General features: G+C 66.5%; 19 protein-coding genes. 11 read left to right on the top strand and 8 right to left on the bottom strand.

All coding sequences use genetic code 11. The features are described from left to right. Positions 1-195: 195 nt before the first annotated feature. The 3 genes from H7A85_RS08525 to H7A85_RS08515 all read left to right on the top strand — a co-directional run bounded on the left by H7A85_RS08525 (position 196) and on the right by H7A85_RS08515 (position 2,886). Entirely contained in the window at positions 196-741 is a 546-nt protein-coding gene (locus H7A85_RS08525) for a MarR family transcriptional regulator (RefSeq protein WP_182085487.1), read from the top strand. Beyond that, positions 738-1,451, top strand: a complete 714-nt coding sequence (locus tag H7A85_RS08520; protein ID WP_182085486.1) for a response regulator — start codon at positions 738-740, stop codon at positions 1,449-1,451. Before H7A85_RS08525 ends, H7A85_RS08520 begins: the two co-directional genes overlap by 4 nt. A gap of 94 nt (positions 1,452-1,545) precedes the next feature. Next, entirely contained in the window at positions 1,546-2,886 is a 1,341-nt protein-coding gene (locus tag H7A85_RS08515) for an ATP-binding protein (protein ID WP_182085553.1), read from the top strand. Between the two features lie 10 nt (positions 2,887-2,896). Here the strand turns inward: H7A85_RS08515 and H7A85_RS08510 are convergent, their stop codons facing one another. The 4 genes from H7A85_RS08510 to H7A85_RS08500 form a co-directional block, all read right to left on the bottom strand. Next, positions 2,897-3,256 (bottom strand): tRNA-binding protein, encoded by a 360-nt coding sequence (locus tag H7A85_RS08510; RefSeq protein ID WP_182085485.1) that lies wholly within the window; start codon positions 3,254-3,256, stop codon positions 2,897-2,899. A gap of 4 nt (positions 3,257-3,260) precedes the next feature. Further along, a complete protein-coding gene (proC, locus tag H7A85_RS08505; protein ID WP_210270236.1) occupies positions 3,261-4,070 on the bottom strand; it encodes a pyrroline-5-carboxylate reductase in 810 nt (269 codons plus the stop codon). Positions 4,071-4,075: 5 nt separating this feature from the next. Then, entirely contained in the window at positions 4,076-4,576 is a 501-nt protein-coding gene (locus tag H7A85_RS20720) for a YbjN domain-containing protein (protein ID WP_210270232.1), read from the bottom strand. Between the two features lie 319 nt (positions 4,577-4,895). Continuing rightward, complete coding sequence (locus tag H7A85_RS08500) at positions 4,896-5,168, bottom strand: accessory factor UbiK family protein (protein ID WP_182085483.1); 273 nt, start codon at positions 5,166-5,168, stop codon at positions 4,896-4,898. 151 nt (positions 5,169-5,319) lie between these two features. On the opposite strand from H7A85_RS08500, the gene lgt reads away from it, so the two are divergent. The 8 genes from lgt to ychF all read left to right on the top strand — a co-directional run bounded on the left by lgt (position 5,320) and on the right by ychF (position 13,205). Continuing rightward, complete coding sequence (lgt, locus tag H7A85_RS08495) at positions 5,320-6,189, top strand: prolipoprotein diacylglyceryl transferase (RefSeq protein WP_182085482.1); 870 nt, start codon at positions 5,320-5,322, stop codon at positions 6,187-6,189. Continuing rightward, entirely contained in the window at positions 6,186-7,286 is a 1,101-nt protein-coding gene (locus H7A85_RS08490; protein WP_244631038.1) for an SAM-dependent methyltransferase, read from the top strand. The genes lgt and H7A85_RS08490 overlap by 4 nt, the downstream gene beginning before the upstream one ends. Positions 7,287-7,318: 32 nt before the next feature. Further along, the gene (pgeF, locus tag H7A85_RS08485) at positions 7,319-8,125 is read left to right on the top strand and encodes a peptidoglycan editing factor PgeF (protein ID WP_182085480.1); all 807 of its coding nucleotides are present in this window, start codon (positions 7,319-7,321) and stop codon (positions 8,123-8,125) included. A 29-nt stretch (positions 8,126-8,154) separates the two neighbouring features. Next, a complete protein-coding gene (locus H7A85_RS08480; protein ID WP_182085479.1) occupies positions 8,155-9,306 on the top strand; it encodes a Xaa-Pro peptidase family protein in 1,152 nt (383 codons plus the stop codon). 145 nt (positions 9,307-9,451) lie between these two features. Beyond that, positions 9,452-10,384 (top strand): ribose-phosphate pyrophosphokinase, encoded by a 933-nt coding sequence (locus H7A85_RS08475; protein ID WP_182085478.1) that lies wholly within the window; start codon positions 9,452-9,454, stop codon positions 10,382-10,384. A 170-nt stretch (positions 10,385-10,554) separates the two neighbouring features. Beyond that, positions 10,555-11,217 carry a 50S ribosomal protein L25/general stress protein Ctc gene (locus H7A85_RS08470; protein ID WP_182085477.1) on the top strand — a complete coding sequence of 221 codons (663 nt, stop codon included), beginning with the start codon at positions 10,555-10,557 and terminating at the stop codon, positions 11,215-11,217. 86 nt (positions 11,218-11,303) lie between these two features. Further along, positions 11,304-12,026 (top strand): aminoacyl-tRNA hydrolase, encoded by a 723-nt coding sequence (gene pth, locus H7A85_RS08465; RefSeq protein ID WP_182085476.1) that lies wholly within the window; start codon positions 11,304-11,306, stop codon positions 12,024-12,026. 75 nt (positions 12,027-12,101) lie between these two features. Further along, positions 12,102-13,205, top strand: a complete 1,104-nt coding sequence (gene ychF / locus H7A85_RS08460) for a redox-regulated ATPase YchF (RefSeq protein ID WP_182085475.1) — start codon at positions 12,102-12,104, stop codon at positions 13,203-13,205. Between the two features lie 15 nt (positions 13,206-13,220). Here ychF and H7A85_RS08455 read toward each other — a convergent pair whose 3' ends face one another. The 4 genes from H7A85_RS08455 to petA form a co-directional block, all read right to left on the bottom strand. Further along, on the bottom strand, positions 13,221-15,023 hold the full coding sequence (locus tag H7A85_RS08455; protein WP_182085474.1) for a GGDEF domain-containing protein: 1,803 nt from the start codon (positions 15,021-15,023) through the stop codon (positions 13,221-13,223). Positions 15,024-15,164: 141 nt separating this feature from the next. Continuing rightward, positions 15,165-16,136, bottom strand: a complete 972-nt coding sequence (locus H7A85_RS08450) for a cytochrome c1 (protein WP_182085473.1) — start codon at positions 16,134-16,136, stop codon at positions 15,165-15,167. Positions 16,137-16,159: 23 nt separating this feature from the next. Further along, positions 16,160-17,458, bottom strand: coding sequence for a cytochrome b N-terminal domain-containing protein (locus H7A85_RS08445; protein WP_182085472.1), 1,299 nt, complete (start codon positions 17,456-17,458; stop codon positions 16,160-16,162). Positions 17,459-17,471: 13 nt separating this feature from the next. Then, the gene (gene petA / locus H7A85_RS08440; RefSeq protein WP_244631037.1) at positions 17,472-18,032 is read right to left on the bottom strand and encodes a ubiquinol-cytochrome c reductase iron-sulfur subunit; all 561 of its coding nucleotides are present in this window, start codon (positions 18,030-18,032) and stop codon (positions 17,472-17,474) included. Positions 18,033-18,181 lie beyond the last annotated feature (149 nt).

Raw genomic sequence — 18,181 nt, 5'->3', positions numbered from 1 at the left:
CCCCGGGTTGCGGCGGCATGATCCATACTCATCTCTTGGGTGAGCCGATCATAGGCTGAAATTACGGCGGAGCTTCGAAAGGGCCTTCAAAATCGGCGGTTCCAAAACCGGGACGGCGCCTCGACACCTGTTCCCGACCGTGTGCAAGGGTGTAACAATAGAACCGAGATACGTCAACACTACTGACCTAATTCGATGGATTCGCTTTTGAACGCCTCCCTCTCCCCGGACTCCACCGATATCGTGGAGGAGCCTTTGCCGACGCGGGGCGAGCTGGATTTCCGGCTGATCGAGCTGTTCTTCTTCGCCTATCGCGAATTCACCGGAGACGCAGATTCCATCCTGGAGCGATACGGGTTCGGCCGGGCGCACCACCGCATCCTCCACTTCGTCAACCGTGACCCGGGCATGACGATCGCGGAGATCCTGGAACTTCTGCAGATCACCAAGCAGTCCCTGTCGCGCGTTCTCAGACAGTTGATGGACGACGGCTTCATCGCCCAGGTTCCGGGCAGCGACGACCGGCGGCAACGTCGTCTCTATCCCACACGAAAAGGGCGCGCTCTCACGCTTGAACTGTCCCAGGCGCAGGGGCGGCGGATCGATGCGGCCTTTCGTGCCGCGGCCCTCGACGATCCGCGCCTGGTGAACGACTTTCTCCTCGAGATGGGCACCGACCGCAAGGCGACGCGGGACTGGTTCTCCCGCAAGGGCATCGGAAAGGAAACACCGCGAACATGAGTCTGGACGAGACCCCGGCGATCGAATCGCTCGACGACGCGCCCCATCTCCTGGTGATCGACGACGACCGGCGCATCCGCAGCCTGCTGTCGCGTTTCCTCAGCGAGCGGCGCTTTCGCGTGTCGGTGGCCGCCGACGCGGCCGAGGCGCGCCGCATCCTCCAGGGGCTCGAGTTCGATCTCCTGATCGTCGACGTGATGATGCCGGGCGAAAGCGGGCTCGACCTCGTGCGCTCGATCTCGCCCCATCGCGACATCCCGATCCTCATGCTGACGGCGCGATCGGAAACCGACGACCGGATCCTCGGGCTGGAGGCGGGCGCCGACGACTATCTCGCCAAGCCCTTCGACCCGCGCGAGCTTCTCCTTCGCATCAACAATATCTTGAAGCGCGGCAACGCGGCGCCGCTCCAGAAGGTCGAGCACGTGCGCTTCGGCCCGTTCTCCTTTTCCCTGTCGCGCAAGGAGCTGAAGCGGGGCGTCGAGATCATCCGTCTGACCGAGCGCGAACAGGAGATCATGGCCCAGTTCGCCCAGAAGGCCGGCGACACGATCCCGCGCCAGGACCTTCTCACCAACGAGGCCGAGGTCGGCGAGCGGACGGTGGACGTCCAGATCAACCGCCTTCGCCGCAAGATCGAGAGCGATCCCGCCAACCCGCTCTGGCTCCAGACGGTTCGCGGCATCGGCTACCGGCTGAATGTCGACTGAGACCCACGAAGCGCGCGCGCCGGGCGGAAAGCTCGTGCTGGGGCCGCCGCTGGCCGGCGACGAGCCGGCCGACCGTTCGCCGCTCCCGACCCTGATCCGATCCGGCTTTCGGCGAATCCGGCGCGCCATCTCGCGGCGCACGCCCAAAGGCCTTTACGCCCGCTCGCTGATCATCATCATCGCGCCGATGGTGCTGCTTCAGTCCGTGGTCGCCTTCGTCTTCATGGAGCGACACTGGCAGACTGTGACGCAGCGACTGTCGGCCGCCGTGGTCCAGGACATCGCGGCCGTGATCGACATGATCGAGACCTATCCGGCCGATCCGACCTTCTCGGACGTCACCCGCATCGCACGCGACCGGCTGGGGCTGAACGTTCTCGTCCTGCCGAGCGAACCGCTTCCCGCCCCCGCGCCCAAGCCCTTCTTCAACATTCTCGACGGCATCCTGTCGGAAGAGATCACCCAGCGCATCAACCGGCCATTCTGGATCGATACGGTGGGCGAATCGCGCATCGTTGAAATTCGCATCCAGTTGCCCGACCACATGCTGCGCATCTTCGCGCCGCGCAACTCGGCCTACGCCTCCAACAGCCATATCTTCCTAGTCTGGATGGTGGGCACCTCGCTGGTGCTGATCCTGATCGCCATCCTGTTCCTGCGCAACCAGATCCGTCCGATCCAGAAGCTCGCCCAGGCCGCGGAAGGGTTCGGGCGCGGGCAGCCGATGCCGACGGACTTTCGCGTTCGCGGCGCTTCCGAGGTACGGCGCGCGTCGCTCGCCTTCATCCAGATGCGCGACCGGATCGAGCGTCAGATCGAGCAGCGCACGCAGATGCTCAACGGCGTCAGCCACGATCTTCGCACTGTTCTGACGCGCTTCCGGCTGCAGTTGGTGCTTCTGGAAGACGGCGAGGATCGGCGCGAACTCGAACACGACGTCGACGAGATGGGCCGCATGCTGGAAGGCTACCTCGCCTTCGCCAAGGGGGAAGGCGGCGAGGAGGTCGGCGAGCTCGACCTGGAGCGCCTGTTCCTACGGTTCGAGAGCGAAGCGGCGTTGAAGAACTGCACGATCGAAACCGAGATCGCCGGCGATCCGCTCGTCACCGTTCGGCCGGACGCGTTCACGCGCTGCCTCAACAATCTTGTCGCCAACGCCATGCGCCACGGGCAGGCGGTGCGGCTTCTCGCGCGCCACGACGATCGCTGGCTCAGCGTCTCGGTCGAGGACGACGGGCCGGGCATCGAGGCGAACCAGCGCGAGGAGGTGTTCAAGCCCTTCTTCCGGCTCGACGAGGCGCGCAACATCGACGCCGGCGGCACAGGCCTCGGCCTCGCCATCGCGCGCGACATCGCGCGCAGCCATGGGGGCGACATCCTCCTGTCGGAATCCGCCCTGGGCGGACTGAAGGCGATGGTTCGCGTGCCGGCCTGAACCGAAAGCCCTAGAAGAGGCGGCCGCCGTTCGGCACGGGCTGGCTGAGAGCGGCGAGGACCACGTTCCCCTCATCGTCGGGAAAGCCCAGCGTCAGCACCTCGGAGCGCATCGGGCCGATCTGGCGCGCCGGGAAGTTGACCACGGCCATCACCTGCCGCCCCACGAGCTCGTCGAGCGAATGGCGAACGGTGATCTGTGCCGACGACTTCTTGCGTCCGATCTCGGGTCCGAAATCGATGACGAGACGAAACGCAGGCTTGCGCGCTTCGGGAAAGGGCTCGGCGGAGACGATCGTCCCGACGCGGATATCCACCTTCAGGAAGTCGTCGAAACCGATCGTGTCGGCCGGTGCGGTATCGCTCGTCATCGGCTCAAGCCTTGGAAAGTTCGACCGCACGGGCGCGGGCGGCCTCCACGGCGCGTGTCATCAGATCAGCGAGGCTGCCATCGGCCATCAATACGCTGAGAGCGGCTTCCGTGGTGCCCCTGGGCGAGGTCACGTTGCGCCGCAGCTGCGCCGGCTCGTCCGCGGAGCGGATCATCAGCTCACCGGCTCCGGCCACCGTGTGGCGCGCAAGGCGCATGGCGAGTTCGGGCTCTAGCCCCGCCTCGACCCCGGCCTGTGCCAAGGCCTCGGCCAGAAGGAAGACATAGGCGGGGCCGCTGCCCGACACGGCGGTGACGCGGTCGATATCGTCCTCCGACGCCACCCACTCCACCGGCCCGCTGGCGCCCAGAAGATCGCCCGCCGTCTGCCGCAGCCCGGCGCTGACGCGCGCGTTGGCAAAGGCACCGGTGATGCCGCGCCCGATCAGCGCCGGCGTGTTGGGCATGGCGCGCACCACAGCGCGCTCGCCGAGACGCTCTTCGACGAAGGCGACGGTTCGCCCGGCGGCGACCGAGATCACCAGCGTTTCCGGCTTCAAGGCCGGCAGGAGCGGCGGCAGGGCCGCGTCCATGATCTGCGGCTTCACCGCAAGGATCACCACGTCCTGCGCCTCGCCCGGTGCCGTCGTCACGTGCCCGATGCCCTGCTCCAGAAGCGGGGCAAGGGCGGGCGACGGGTTCGGATCGAGGATCGTCACCGAGCGCGGATCGAGCCCCTGCTCGATCCAGCCGCCCAGCATCGCGCCGCCCATGTTGCCGCCGCCGACCAGAAGCAGCCGGCCGACCGGCGCCATCCGGCTCACGCGCTGCCGACCGTGTCGAACACGGCATAGGCCATGGCTTCGTCGACGCTCTTTTCCGCCCAGACGACGAACTGGAAAGCCTGATAGTATCGCTCGCAGGCTTCCAGCGCGACGGAGAGAAGCCGCTCGGCCTGCTGGTTGGTCGGCTGGACGCCGCCCGACAGAAGAAGCGCATGGCGGAACATCACCGCGCCTTCGTCCGCCCACAGGTCGAAATGGCCAAGAACGAGCTGTTCGTTGATCCGCGACAGGAGGCGCAGCACCTCGACCTGCCGCCGGACCGGAACCTTCAGCGTGAAGGCGCATCCCAGATGCAGCGCCTCGGACGCCTCCATCCAGGAAAAGGACACCGAATAATCCGTCCAGTCGCCGCGCACGGACACCGCGATCTCGTCGTCGCAGGGCCGCTCGAACGACCAGTCGTGGTCGGAGGCGACGAGTTCGATCACGTCCACCGGATGGGACTGCCGCCGAAATTCCAATTCCCCGAGTTGCATCTGTCGTTCCTCAAGCCGCATCGGATGCAGGGTCGAGGAAGCGCCGCATACGCTCCACCGCCGGGGGTCGAATTCCTCGTAAGACCCCTGTTCCGCATCCCGGAAGACCGCCGCCGTGGCGAATCACCCTTATGAATCAGTGTATCGACGCGGAGTCGGGTTTCCAGGGGCGGAAACGGCTTTTTAAGATTTGAGCGGGCGGCGCGGTGTCGCGCCGGCGCCCGCCCGATGCTTAAGCGATTCAGCGCTCACGACTTTCCGAATCCGACACGGCGACGACAGGCCTCGAGAAACCTGTGCATGGCCTGTGGATAAGCCGTCAGAGGCCGTTGGAGCCGGCCGTTCCGAGACGGGCTTCGAGGTCGGAAATGCGCTTCTTAAGCGCTTCGTTCTCGACGCGGGCGCGCGTCGCCATCTCGCGCACGGCTTCGAACTCCTCGCGCTGCACGAGGTCGAGCCCGTTGATCAGGCGCTCGCCCTGCGCCCGGAACACGGTCTCCATCTCGCGGCGCACGCCTTGGGCGGCCCCGGCGGCATCGGTCATCACGCGGGCGAACTCGTCCAGCATGCGGTTCGGGCCTCGTTCGGTCATCGTGCGCTCCATCGCGGGGGGAAAGGCTTCGCTGGAGGTAGGCTCTCGGCTTCCCCTTGGCAATGGAGCGCCCTTCCGCTTGACCCGGGCGCCCGCCCCGGCGCATTCGAAGGTCCGACGTGCCCTCGCGAGCCCTGCCAAAGAGAACGCCATGACAGCCTCAGCCCTCCTCGGCGTTCTCGCCTATCCCGCGATCGACCCGGTGTTCCTGCAGATCGGTCCGATCGCGCTTCGCTGGTACGGCCTCGCCTATGTCGCGGGCATTCTGTGCGGCTGGCTCTACGGGCGCCATCTCGTGGGCAGCGCCCGGCTTTGGCCGAACGGCGTGTCGCCGATCACCAAGGCCGATATCGACGACTTCATCGTCTGGATCACGATCGGCATCGTGGCGGGCGGGCGGCTCGGCTCCATCTTCTTCTACGACTTCGAGCGCGTCGCGGCCGACCCGCTGTCCGCCTTGCGCGTCTGGGAAGGGGGCATGTCGTTCCACGGCGGTCTTCTCGGCGTCGTGGTGGCGATGGCTCTGTTCTGCCGGACCCATAAGGTGCCGCTGTTCAGCCTGATCGATGTCGTCGCCGCTTCCGTGCCCTTCGGCCTGTTCTTCGGACGTATCGCCAACTTCATCAACGGCGAGCTGTGGGGCGCCCCCTCGGACGTGCCCTGGGCGATGGCCTTTCCGCTGGCCGGCCCCGAGCCGCGACACCCTTCGCAGCTCTACGAGGCAGGGCTGGAAGGCATCGTCCTGTTTCTCCTCCTGCGCATCCTGACGCACCATTTCGGGGCCCTTGGGCGCCCACGCCTCGTCGGCGGCGCCTTCCTCCTCCTCTACGGCGCGGCCCGCATCTTCGTGGAGTTCTTTCGCCTGCCCGACGCGCAGCTCGGCTATCTCCTGGGAACGGGCTGGCTCACCATGGGCATGGTGCTTTCGCTGCCGATGCTGGCGATCGGCCTATGGGCGATGGCCTCGGCCAGACCTCGCGCCTACGCACCGCGCGCGTCCGAGCCGGCGACGCCTGCGTGAGCGACCTCCTAGCCCGCATCCGGGCGGAGATCGCGACACGGGGCCCGATGCGCCTCGACCGGTTCTGGAACCTCGCGCTCTTCGATGCTCAAGGAGGTTACTACACGAAGCGCGATCCGTTCGGCGCGGACGGCGACTTCACCACCGCGCCGGACATCAGCCAGATGTTCGGCGAACTCCTGGCTGCCTGGTGCTTTGCCGCCTGGGACGGCCTCGGGCGTCCCTCGCCCTTCGTTCTCGCCGAGGTCGGACCCGGACGCGGCACGCTGATGGCGGACATGCTGCGCAGCTTTCGCCAATTCGACCCGGCATTCGGGCGCGCCGTCCGCACCCGCCTCGTGGAAACCAGCGATCGGCTGACCGAGATCCAGCGGCAACGACTGGCGCGCTTCGATCTGCCCATCCGCTGGTGTCGGCGCGTGGAAGATCTGGAGGCGCTTCCCATGATCTTCGTCGCCAACGAGCTTCTGGATGCGGTCGCCATCCGCCAGCTTCGCTTCGCCGACGGTGCCTGGCGCGAGCGAACCGTCGTGACGGAGGGGGATAGCCTCGCCCTCGCCGAAGGCCCGCCGCTGCGCCAGGTGCCCGCAGTACTCGCGCGCCTGCCCGCGCCGCGCCGGGGGGACATCTTCGAGTGGTCGCCGGAGCGTGACGCCCTTTGCCTCGCGCTCGCCGAAAGGATCGGAGCGAACGGCGGCGCCGCACTCCTGATCGACTACGGGCATACCCGCACCGGCTTTGGCGACACACTCCAGGCCCTGCGCCGACACGAATACGCGCCTCTTCTCGAGCGGCCGGGCGAAGCGGACCTGACGAGCCATGTCGATTTCGAGCGCGTGGGCGCGCTGTTCGCCGGCGTGCCCAGGCTCCACCGCGCTCTGGCGACCCAGGGCGAGTTTCTTCTAGCGATGGGCCTCGTGGAGCGAGCCGGACGGCTTGGGCGCGAGGGGGACGCGGCGGCGCAAGCCGCGATCTCGGCCGCCGTTCATCGCCTCGCCGGCAACGCGGCCGGACAGATGGGCGTCCTCTTCAAGGTCTTCGCCGCCTCCAGCGCCCCTTTGCGTCTCCCGCCTTTTCCGTGCGACCCGTCCGATTGACTCGAAGCACCCTCTTCTCCACGATTCCCGGCATGTCCGATCCCCGCCTCCGCTCAGCATCCCATCTTGCCGCGAACGACGTCGTCCAGGACCCTGGCCTGGCAGTCCATTCCGGGCTCTCGCATGCCTTTTTCACCCGCTCCGGCGGCGTTTCGTCCGGGATCTATCGCGGACTGAACGCCGGCGTCGGCTCGCATGACGACCCGGAAAGCGTTCGCGAGAACCGGCGGCGCGCCGTTCACTTCCTCGGGCTGGGCAGCACCGAACTCGCCACCCCCTGGCAGACCCATTCGCCCGATGTCGTCACCGTCACCGAACCGTTCGGGGGCGAGCGCCCGAAGGCCGACGCCGTGGTGACCGCAACGCCCGGCCTGGCCGTCGGCGTCGTCACCGCCGATTGCGGCCCGGTTCTGTTCGCGGATGCTGAAGCCGGCGTCGTCGCGGCAGCCCATGCCGGCTGGCGCGGGGCGACGGGCGGCGTCCTCGATCGGACGGTGGAAGCGATGGAAGCGCTCGGCGCCCGGCGCGAGGCGATCCAGGCCGTGCTCGGCCCCTGCATCACGCAGCCGAACTACGAGGTCGGCACCGAGATGCTGGACGCGTTCCTCACTGAGAGCGCCGACAACGCCCGCTTCTTCGCCGACGGCCAGACGGCCGACAAGCGGCAGTTCGACTTGCCCGGCTATATCGTGCACCGGCTGATCGGCCTCGGGCTTTCCGCCCGCTTCGTCGGCCATTGCACCTATGCGCAGGAGGATCGGTTCTTTTCCTTCCGCCGCACCACGCATCGCACTGAACCCGACTACGGACGGCAGCTTTCCGCCATCGCGCTCGGCTGAGCCGGCGAACATTCTCGAACGGAGCCCGGATGCTTCACTTCACCCCCGACGAGTTCGAACGCCGCCGTGAGCGCCTGCGCGCCGAGATGGCCGAGCGCAAGCTCGACGCTCTCCTCCTGTTCGCTCAGGATTCGCTTTATTGGCTGACCGGGTTCGACACGTTCGGCTTCTGCTTCTTCCAGTGCCTCGTCGTGAAGGCCGACGGCGAGATGCGCCTTCTGGCGCGCTCGGCCGACCTTCGCCAGGCGCAGGCGACATCCAATATCAAGACGATTGTTCTTTGGCGCGACCGGGGCGGCGCCAACCCGGCGATCGAGCTTCGCGATATCATGGACGACATGGGCCTGCTCGGCGCACGCGTCGGCGTCGAATGGGCGACCCACGGACTGACGGCGGCCAACGGGCGGCTGGTCGAGGAAAAGCTCGGCTCCTTCGCGAGCCTGCAGGACGCGTCCGACCTCGTGCCTGCGCTCCGCCTCGTCAAGAGCGAGGCCGAGATCGCCTATGTCCAGGAGGCCGCGCGGCTCGGCGACGAGGCGTTCGAGGCGATGTGGCCGCTCCTGCGCGAGGGCGCGGACGAAGCCGACCTTCTCCACGCCCTCCAGGGCGACATCCTGCGCAAGGGCGGCGACTACCCGGCCAACCCGTTCATCTTGGGCTCGGGCACGGATGCGCTCCTGTGCCGCTACAAGTCGGGGCGCCGACAGCTTTCCGCGCAGGACCAGCTGACGATCGAATGGTCTGGCGTCAAGGCGCAGTACCACGCGCCGCTGATGCGCACCCTTGTAGTCGGCCGCCCGCTGATGCGGCATGAAGAGCTGTTTGCGGCAGGCTCGCAGGCGCTGCGTGCCGTCGAGGATGCGATGCGTCCGGGAAACACGTTCGGCGACGTGTTCGACGCCCATGCCCGCGTCATGGAAGACCACGACCTCGTTCGCCATCGCCTCGCCGCCTGCGGATATTCGGTCGGCGCGCGCTTCGCCCCGTCCTGGATGGACCCGCAGATGTTCGTGTCCGGCAACGCCGAGCCGATCCGGCCGAACATGACGCTGTTCGCGCACATGATCATCATGGACTCCGACAGCGGAACCGCCATGAGCCTCGGCCAGACCTATCTGACCACGGACGGCGCGCCGGAGTCCCTGTCCCGCCTGCCCGTCGAACTCGCCTTCACCGGCTGAGACAGCAACGCCGCGACGGCGCGAAACAGGATTCGCGCCGTCGCAACCTTGAATCTTTCCACCATCTTGTTATGAGCCGCGCACATCACGACGGGTGCCTTACGGTCCCCTTTCCATCCTCGACGACGGACCGAAGCGGCAAGCGATGAAACTTTTTGTCGGCAACTCCAACCGCAGTCTCGCCGAGCAGATCGGCCGATATCTGGAACTGCCCCTGGGGTTGGCCTCGGTCCGGCGCTTCGCCGACCAGGAAATCTTCGTCGAGATCCAGGAGAACGTGCGCGGCGAGGATTGCTTCGTCATCCAGTCGACGTCCTATCCGGCAAACGACCATCTGATGGAACTCCTGATCATCATGGATGCGTTGCGCCGCGCCTCGGCGCGCCGCATCACCGCCGTCCTGCCCTATTTCGGCTATGCCCGGCAGGATCGGAAGGCCGGCGGGCGCACCCCGATCTCGGCCAAGCTCGTCGCCAATCTCATCACCCGCGCCGGCGCCGACCGCGTGATGACCATGGATCTCCATGCCGGGCAGATCCAGGGCTTCTTCGACATTCCGACCGACAACCTCTTCGCCGTGCCGCTGCTCGCACGCGACATCAAGGAACACCTGGAGACCGACCACATCATGGTCGTCTCCCCCGATGTCGGCGGCGTGGTGCGCGCCCGTGCGCTGGCCAAGCGTCTCGACGCCCCGCTGGCCATCGTCGACAAGCGCCGCGAGAAGCCGGGCGAGTCCGAGGTGATGAACATCATCGGCGACGTGAAGGACCGGCACTGCATCCTGATCGACGACATCATCGATTCCGGCGGCACGCTCTGCAACGCGGCCGATGCTTTGATGGCGGCGGGCGCCAAAGGCGTTCGCGCCTATATTACGCACGGGGTCCTTTCAGGGGGTGCCGTCGCGCGCATCGCCGCCTCCAGCCTCGAGGAGTTGGTGATCACCGACTCGATCGAGCCGACCAAGGCGATCCGCGAAGCGCGCAACATCCGCGTCGTCACCACGGCCACCTTGCTCGGCGAAGCCATTGCGCGCACCACCACAGAGCAGTCGGTCTCCTCGCTGTTCGACTGACGCCCCGAACCCTTCGCCTTGCGATCTCGGTCGTTCGCGGCTATAGGGCTCCCGTCCGCGCGGACACCCTTGGAGGCAGCGCGGACGAGGAGCGGCCGCATGGCCGCTTTTCGTCGTTCCGGCGCTCGTGCCGGGCCGGCATCCTCTCCCAACGTACAAGGAATTCATCCATGAGCGAGAGCTACACGGTCAAGGCCGAAGCGCGCGAGAAGGTCGGCAAGGGGGCCGCCAGACATCTTCGCCGCAACAACATGGTGCCCGCCGTCATCTACGGCGACAAGCAGGCACCGCTGCCGATCGCAGTCCCCTACAAGGAAACCTTCCTGAAGCTCCACGCCGGCGGCTTCCTGACCACGGTCGCCACGATCGAGGTCGGCGGCCAAGAGATCCGCGTGCTGCCGAAGGATTACCAGCTCGACGTCGTCAAGGACACGCTGGTCCACGTCGACTACCTCCGCGTTTCCGCCCGCACGGTGGTGACGGTCCGCATCCCGGTCCACTTCGAGAACGAGGACGCCGCGCCGGGCCTGAAGGCCAAGGACGGCACGCTCAACGTCGTTCACCACGACATCGAGATCCACACCTCGGCCGAGTCGATCCCGGACGCCTTCACGCTGGACCTGACGGGCCTCGACATCGGCGGTGCGCTGCATTCGTCCGACCTCAAGCTTCCGCAGGGCGTCTCGCTGACCACCGACGAGGACTTCGTGATCGCCACGATCGTCCCGCCGATGAGCGAGGAGGCCGACGAGCTCGACGCCGAGACGCCGGTGACGGAAGTCACCCAGCAGACCGACGCCACGGCCGAGGACGAGCCGACGACCGGCAACTGATGTGACACGCGCGGCGGCAGGGGATCGCCCCTTCCGCCGCGATGCCGTGCCTGGCCGGCGCGGTCTTGACCCAAGGAACCTCGCGCATGCTCCTGATCGTCGGTCTGGGCAATCCCGGCGCGCAATATGCCGGAAACCGGCACAATATCGGCTTCATGGCCGTGGACGAGATCGCCCGCCTTCCCGGCTTCAAGCCGTGGACGAAGAAGTTCCAGGGCGAAATTTCCGACGGGCAGATCGCGGGACGCAAGGTCCTCCTCCTCAAGCCCCAGACCTTCATGAACGACAGCGGCCGCTCGGTGCAGGCCGCCGCATCCTTCTTCAAGATCGAACCCGCCGATATCGTCGTGTTCCACGACGAGCTCGACCTTCCCCCCGGAAAGGTCCGCGTCAAGACCGGCGGCGGGCACGGCGGGCACAACGGCCTGCGCTCGATCGATGCCCATATCGGTAAGGACTACCGGCGCGTGCGGCTCGGCATCGGGCACCCGGGTTCGAAGGAGCGCGTCAACCCGCATGTGCTCGGCGACTTCGCCAAGGTCGATCGCGACTGGCTGGACGAGACGCTTCAGGCCGTCGCTCGCAACGCCGAACTCCTGGTCGCCGGCGAGGACGCCCGCTTCATGAACCGCATGACGGTGAGCGCTGGCGGCACCGAGGAGCCGAGCGGGGCCAAGGGCGCGGCCCTCAAGGCCAAGGGCACGAGCCACGTCCGTCAGGCACGCCCGGCAGACCCCCCCGCCCCGCCTGCGACCGGGCCGATGGCCGGCATGCTGCGCCGGCTTCTCGGCGGCGGCGATCGCGGCTGAACGAACCCACCTTCATGCGCGAGCGCCAGACCGCTCGCCGCTTTCCAGAACTCTTCGTCAAGATAGGCAGAACCCATGGGCTTTCGCTGCGGCATCGTCGGACTTCCCAATGTCGGCAAGTCGACCCTCTTCAACGCCTTGACCAAGACGGCTGCGGCGCAGGCCGCGAACTATCCGTTCTGCACCATCGAGCCGAACACCGGCGATGTCGGCGTTCCGGACGGGCGCATGGCGGCGATCGCCAAGATCGGCAAGTCGGCACAGATCATCCCGACCCGCATCACCTTCGTCGACATCGCCGGCCTCGTTCGCGGCGCGTCGAAGGGCGAGGGCCTCGGCAACCAGTTCCTTGCCAACATCCGCGAGGTGGACGCGATCGTCCACGTCCTGCGCTGTTTCGAGGACGACGACATCACCCATGTCGAAGGGCGGATCGACCCGGTGGCCGACGCCGAGACGGTCGAGACCGAGCTGATGCTGTCCGACCTCGAAAGCCTGGAGCGGCGCGTGGCAGGAACGCGCAAGAAGGCGCAGGGCAAGGATAAGGAAGCGCTGGCCCAACTCCCGATCATGGAAGCGACGCTCGCCAAGCTCCAGAACGGCGAGCCGGCGCGCGTCCTCCTCGGCGGTTTCGACGCCGAGGAGCGCCAGACCTTGCGCAACCTCAACCTCCTGACTTCGAAGCCGGTGCTCTACGTGTGCAACGTCGCCGAAGGGGATGCGGCGACCGGCAACGCGCATTCCGAGGCCGTCGCCGCCATGGCGGCGCGCCAAGGCGCGCGCTCGGTGGTGATCTCGGCTGCGATCGAGGCGGAGATCGCCCAGCTTTCCGACGAAGAGGTCGGCGAGTATCTCGAAGCCATGGGCCTCGCCGAGCCCGGCCTCGACCGGCTGATCCGCGAAGGCTACGCGCTTCTCGACCTCATCACCTATTTCACCGTCGGCCCGAAGGAAACGCGCGCCTGGACCGTGAAGCGTGGTGCCAAGGCGCCACAGGCGGCGGGCGTCATCCACACCGATTTCGAGAAGGGCTTCATCCGCGCCCAGACCATCGCCTACGACGACTTCGTGTCGCTGGGCGGCGAGGTCGCGGCCAAGGAAGCCGGCAAGGCTCGCGACGAAGGCAAGGAATACCTCGTCCAGGACGGCGACATCATGATGTTCAAGTTCAACGTCTGAGAGCGTTCCGGACCCTCAGACGGCGGTCATCAGGATGGCGGGGGCCGAGGCGTCCCCCGCCCCAACTTCGCTTCGTCCGCTCTTGCCGGCCAGCTGCATCGCGGCATTGGTGAGGCGAACGCGATTTCGCCCCGCCGCCTTGGCCTCGTAGAGCGCCTTGTCGGCGAGCGACAGAAGGGTCGGCCAGGACGAAACCGGGCCGCGCTCGTGGGCGACGCCGAAGCTCGCCGTCAGGCGCAAGATGCCTTCCGAGGTCGCGAAGTGGAGGTTCTCGATCTCCGTGCGCACCATTTCGGCAAAATGAACGAGACGCTCCGGGCTTTGGGCGCGCACGGCGAGGGCGAACTCCTCGCCCCCGTATCGCGCCACGAGCACGTCCGGTCCCATTCGCGTCTTGAGGCACTGCGCGAAGGTGAACAGCACCTCGTCGCCCACGCCGTGCCCGTGCGTGTCGTTCACCGCCTTGAAGTGGTCGATGTCGACAAGGATCGCCACGTAGTCCTGGTCCGACAGGCTGAAGCGGGACAGCTGGTCGAAAAGGCCGCGCCGGTTCGGCAGATGGGTGAGATCGTCGGTTTCCGACAAGGCCCGAAGCTTCTCCGAAAGCGCGGTGCGTTCGCGATCGAGAGCCAGGCGCTCGCGATCGCGCGCTTCCAGCGTTTCCAACGCCCGGTAGAGGTGCCGCACCGCCGCCACCGACCCGTGATAGGGAACGCGCTCGAACGGTTTGCGCTCGCAGGCCGCCAGGATCTGATCGCGAAAGCCGAGGAGCGGCTTCAGGATCTGACGATAGCCCGTCAGGGCGAAGATCGCGGCCGCAAACAGCGAGGCGGCCGTCAGCCCGAGAAAGATCTGCGCCTGCCGTGTCGCGTTGGCCTGCGCCTGCGCGGCATCGACCATCATCCATTGCAGATATCTGTCGCGCATCTGAGCGATCGGCTCGATCGTGGGACCGTAGACCTGCGCGATCGCGCGAGCGTTTTCGCTGCCGCGCATGGGACGGCGTGAAAACGTCTCGATCGCATAGCTGATATAGGGAAAGCCACGGCCGAAATAGGTCGCCCTGATCTCTTCCAGGGAGTTCTGCAAGGGCTTCGACGCGATCTCGTATTCCAACTGCGAGAGACCGACGTCCCAAAGCGCCAGAATGCGCTGGCGCAGACGCATCGCGGTCATGCCGGCTTCGGGTGGCAGCATCTCGCCGCGTCGGAGCGCCGGCATCACTTCGGTCGGCAAGCGCGCGGCAGACTCGTAGAGCGTGCTGAGGAGTCGGGCGATATTGACCCGGCCGGCCAAGTTCTCGTTGGCAAGGATGACGCGCTTCGACACCTTGTCGACGAAAGGTTTGAACGCATCGGAAATGGTGGACATGCCACGCGCGGCCGAAAGTTGCGCACCGATCAACCGCTTGTCCAGCGGCAGGATCAGCAAGGCATCGGCTCGCCGGCGCTCGTCGCGCAGAACCGTCTGCAGAAAGCCGAAGTTCATTCCTTCCGAGTCCGCCAGGGCCCCGAGCGCCGAACGGAAGGCTTCAATCCGCAGATCCGTGTTGATCCGCGCGCCGCGCAGTTCGGAGATCGCACCGACATTCTCGTTCAGGTCGAGATCGAGCGCGAATTCCAGCGGTCGTCGCTCGGCGGTGATCGATAGCGCGGCGGCGGCCGCGAGATCGAACAGGTGAAGCTCCTCGAGGGATCGATCGGCCCGGGTTCGCTCCCGCAGGGCGCCGTCGAGCCCCAGGGACCCGAGGATCAAGCAACAGGCGAGTGCCACCACCGCGCTGACGCGGATCAGATCCAGCGAAGGGAATCGAAACATCAGGCGCAACCCTCGAGACGACCGTAAGCTAGCCGACAAGAGTTAAAGGTTTGACGCCGTTTCAACCTAAGCGGGTCCTCCTTCCCAAAGAAAAAGGGGCTCGAAAGCCCCTTTATCGAATGCCTCGAACCTCGCGCCGCCTCAGTGCGGCGTGTCGGCCCAGACCCGCCGCTTGACGAGATAGAGCATGATCGCGAAGCCGATCAGGAAGATCATCACCACGAAGCCCGTGGCCTTGCGCTCCACGAGGTGCGGCTCGGCCGCCCACATCAGGAAGGCGGACACGTCGCGCGAATACTGCTCGAGCGTTTCGGGCGCCCCGTCGTCGTAGCTCACCTGGCCGTCCGACAACGGCGGCGCCATGGCGAGCGCGGGGCCGGCGATGAAGTGCGGGTTGTAGTAGGTGCCCGGCTGAACGGTGATATGGGCCGGCACTTCCTCGCCATAGCCGGTCAGAAGGCCGTGGATATAATCCGGGCCGCCTTCGGCATATTGCTTCCAGGGAACGAGGTCGAAGAGGAAGGTCGGGAAGCCGCGCTCCACCGAGCGCGCCTTGGCGATCAGCGAAAGATCCGGCGGATGGGCGCCGCCCAATGCAGCGGCTGCCGCTTCCGGGTTCGGATAGGGCGAGGGCAGGCGGTCGGACGGGATGCCCGCGCGCTCGAACATCTCCCCTTGCGCGTTCGGCGCGGGGTCGGTGATCTGGTACTGCGCGGCCAAGGCGCGGACCTGCTCGTCGCTATAGCCAAGAGCCTCGAAGTTCCGAAAGGACACGAGGTTCATCGAGTGGCAGTTGGAGCAGACCTCCTTGTAGATCTTCAAGCCGCGCTGGAGCTGGCCGAGATCCCAATGGCCGAACGGGCCGGCAAAGGTCCAGGAGAGCTCGGCCGGCTTCTTCAAGGGATAGTGCGGCGTCGCGTGGGCCTCTGCCGGCTCGCCGGCAACGGCGGCTTCCGTGCCGCGTGCGGCATCGGGGGCGGCGCCGGGCGCCGCACCTTCGATCTGTCCCTCGGTCGCGGTGGTCGCGGCCGGAGCCGCGCTTTCCTGGGCGAAACCGGCGACCGGCGCGAACACGACGCCGGCGGCCAGGAAGGCTGGAAGAAGCTTCTTCATTGCGGAATCCATCGGTGCTTCGTTCAGCCTTTGGTTTCGGGTGACGCGGCGGCACCCGCCGGCACCGTCCTTGCGGCACCATGCTTGGCCAGAACCGCTTCCGAAATCGAGTTCGGCAGCTTCTTCGGCGTCTCGATCAGCCCGAGAACGGGCAGAACGATCAGGAAGTGCGCGAAGTAGTAGATCGTGCCGATGAGGGAAAGCGTCGGATAGATGCCTTCCGCCGGGCGCGAGCCGAGCCAGCCGAGGATCACGGCGTTCACCGCGAAGATCCAGAAGAAGATCTTGTAGATCGGCCGGTAGCTCGTCGAGCGCACGCGGCTCGTATCCAGCCAGGGCAGGAAGAACAGGACGATGATCGAGCCGAACATCACGAGGACGCCGCCGAGCTTGGAATCGATCGGACCGATGTTGAAGGTGATGGCGCGCAGCATCGCGTAGAACGGCAGGAAGTACCATTCCGGCACGATATGGGCCGGCGTCTGCAGCGGGTTCGCCGGAATGTAGTTGTCTGGGTGGCCGAGATAGTTCGGCAGGTAGAACACGAAGTAGGAGAAGAAGGCCAGGAACACGACCATCGCGAACCCGTCCTTGATGGTCGCGTGCGGCGTGAACGGCACGGTGTCCTTGGCGGACTTGATCTCGACGCCGGTCGGGTTGGTCTGGCCGACGACGTGCAGCGCCCAGATGTGGAGGATCACGACGCCCGCGATCATGAACGGCAGGAGGTAGTGCAGCGCGAAGAAGCGGTTGAGCGTCGCGTTGTCCACCGCGAAGCCGCCGAGCAGCAGCGTTTGGATCGGGCCGCCGATACCGGGAAAGGCGGTGAAGAAACCGGTGATCACCGTCGCGCCCCAGAACGACATCTGACCCCAGGGCAGGACGTAGCCCATGAAGGCGGTGGCCATCATCAGGAGGAAGATGATGACGCCGAGAATCCACATGATCTCGCGCGGCGCCTTGTAGGAGCCGTAGTACAGGCCGCGGAAGATGTGAATGTAGACGGCGATGAAGAAGAACGAGGCGCCGTTGGCGTGCATGTAGCGCAGGAGCCAGCCCCAGTTCACGTCGCGAACGATGCTTTCGACGGACTGGAAGGCGATGCCGGAATTGGCGGCATAGTGCATGGCGAGCACGACGCCGGTCAGGATCTGGATGGCAAGGAACAGCGCCAGGATGCCGCCGAACGTATAGGCGTAGCTCAGGTTGCGCGGAACCGGGAAGGCCACGAAGGAATCGTAGAGGAGCCGGGGCAGCGGCAGGCGGGCGTCGAGCCAGCGCATGACGCCGTTGGTCGGCACGTAGGACGAATGACCACTCATGTTCGTGCGCGCCTCAACCGATGCGGATCGTGGTGGGATTGGGGAAGGTGAACAGCGGCACCGCCATGTTCTCCGGTGCCGGCCCCTTCCGGACGCGGCCGGCCGTATCGTAGTGCGAGCCGTGGCACGGGCAGTACCAGCCGTCGTAGTCGCCGGACTGGCCGAGCGGCACGCAGCCGAGATGCGTGCACACCCCGACCATCACCAGCCACTGCTCCTGGCCGTTGGCCGCGCGGTTGGCGTCGGTCGCCGGAGCGTCGGACGGAAGGTTGGCGTTGCGCGCGATCGGATCCTTGAGGTCGGACAGGTTGACGCCCTTGCCCTCTTCGATCTCGGTCGGCGTGCGCTGGCGGATGAAGATCGGCTTGCCGCGCCACTTGGCGGTGATCGACTGGCCGGCGGCGATCTGGCTGATGTCCACGTCCACCTGCGCGAGCGCGAGCGTCGCCGCATCGGGGTTCATCTGGTCGATGAAGGGCCAGACGGCCGCCACGGCGCCCACAGCGCCGGCGGCTGCCGTCGCGATATATAGAAAGTCCCGGCGTGTGGGTTCGCTACTATGCTCGACGCTCACAGGAAATGACGCTCCTTCGAGGCCCGCGCGCCGCTTGAGGCACACGATCCGGATTCCGATACGGCCTTCGCAGAGCACGCCCGAGCGCCGGAGCGGCCGCGCCTCCCCCATGAAGCCGTTTTCCGGGGCAATTCCTATGCGCCTGCTTG

This window comes from Aureimonas sp. ME7, assembly GCF_903970965.1.
Lineage (GTDB): Bacteria > Pseudomonadota > Alphaproteobacteria > Rhizobiales > Rhizobiaceae > Aureimonas.
This window is presented reverse-complemented; position numbering and strand designations above follow the sequence as displayed.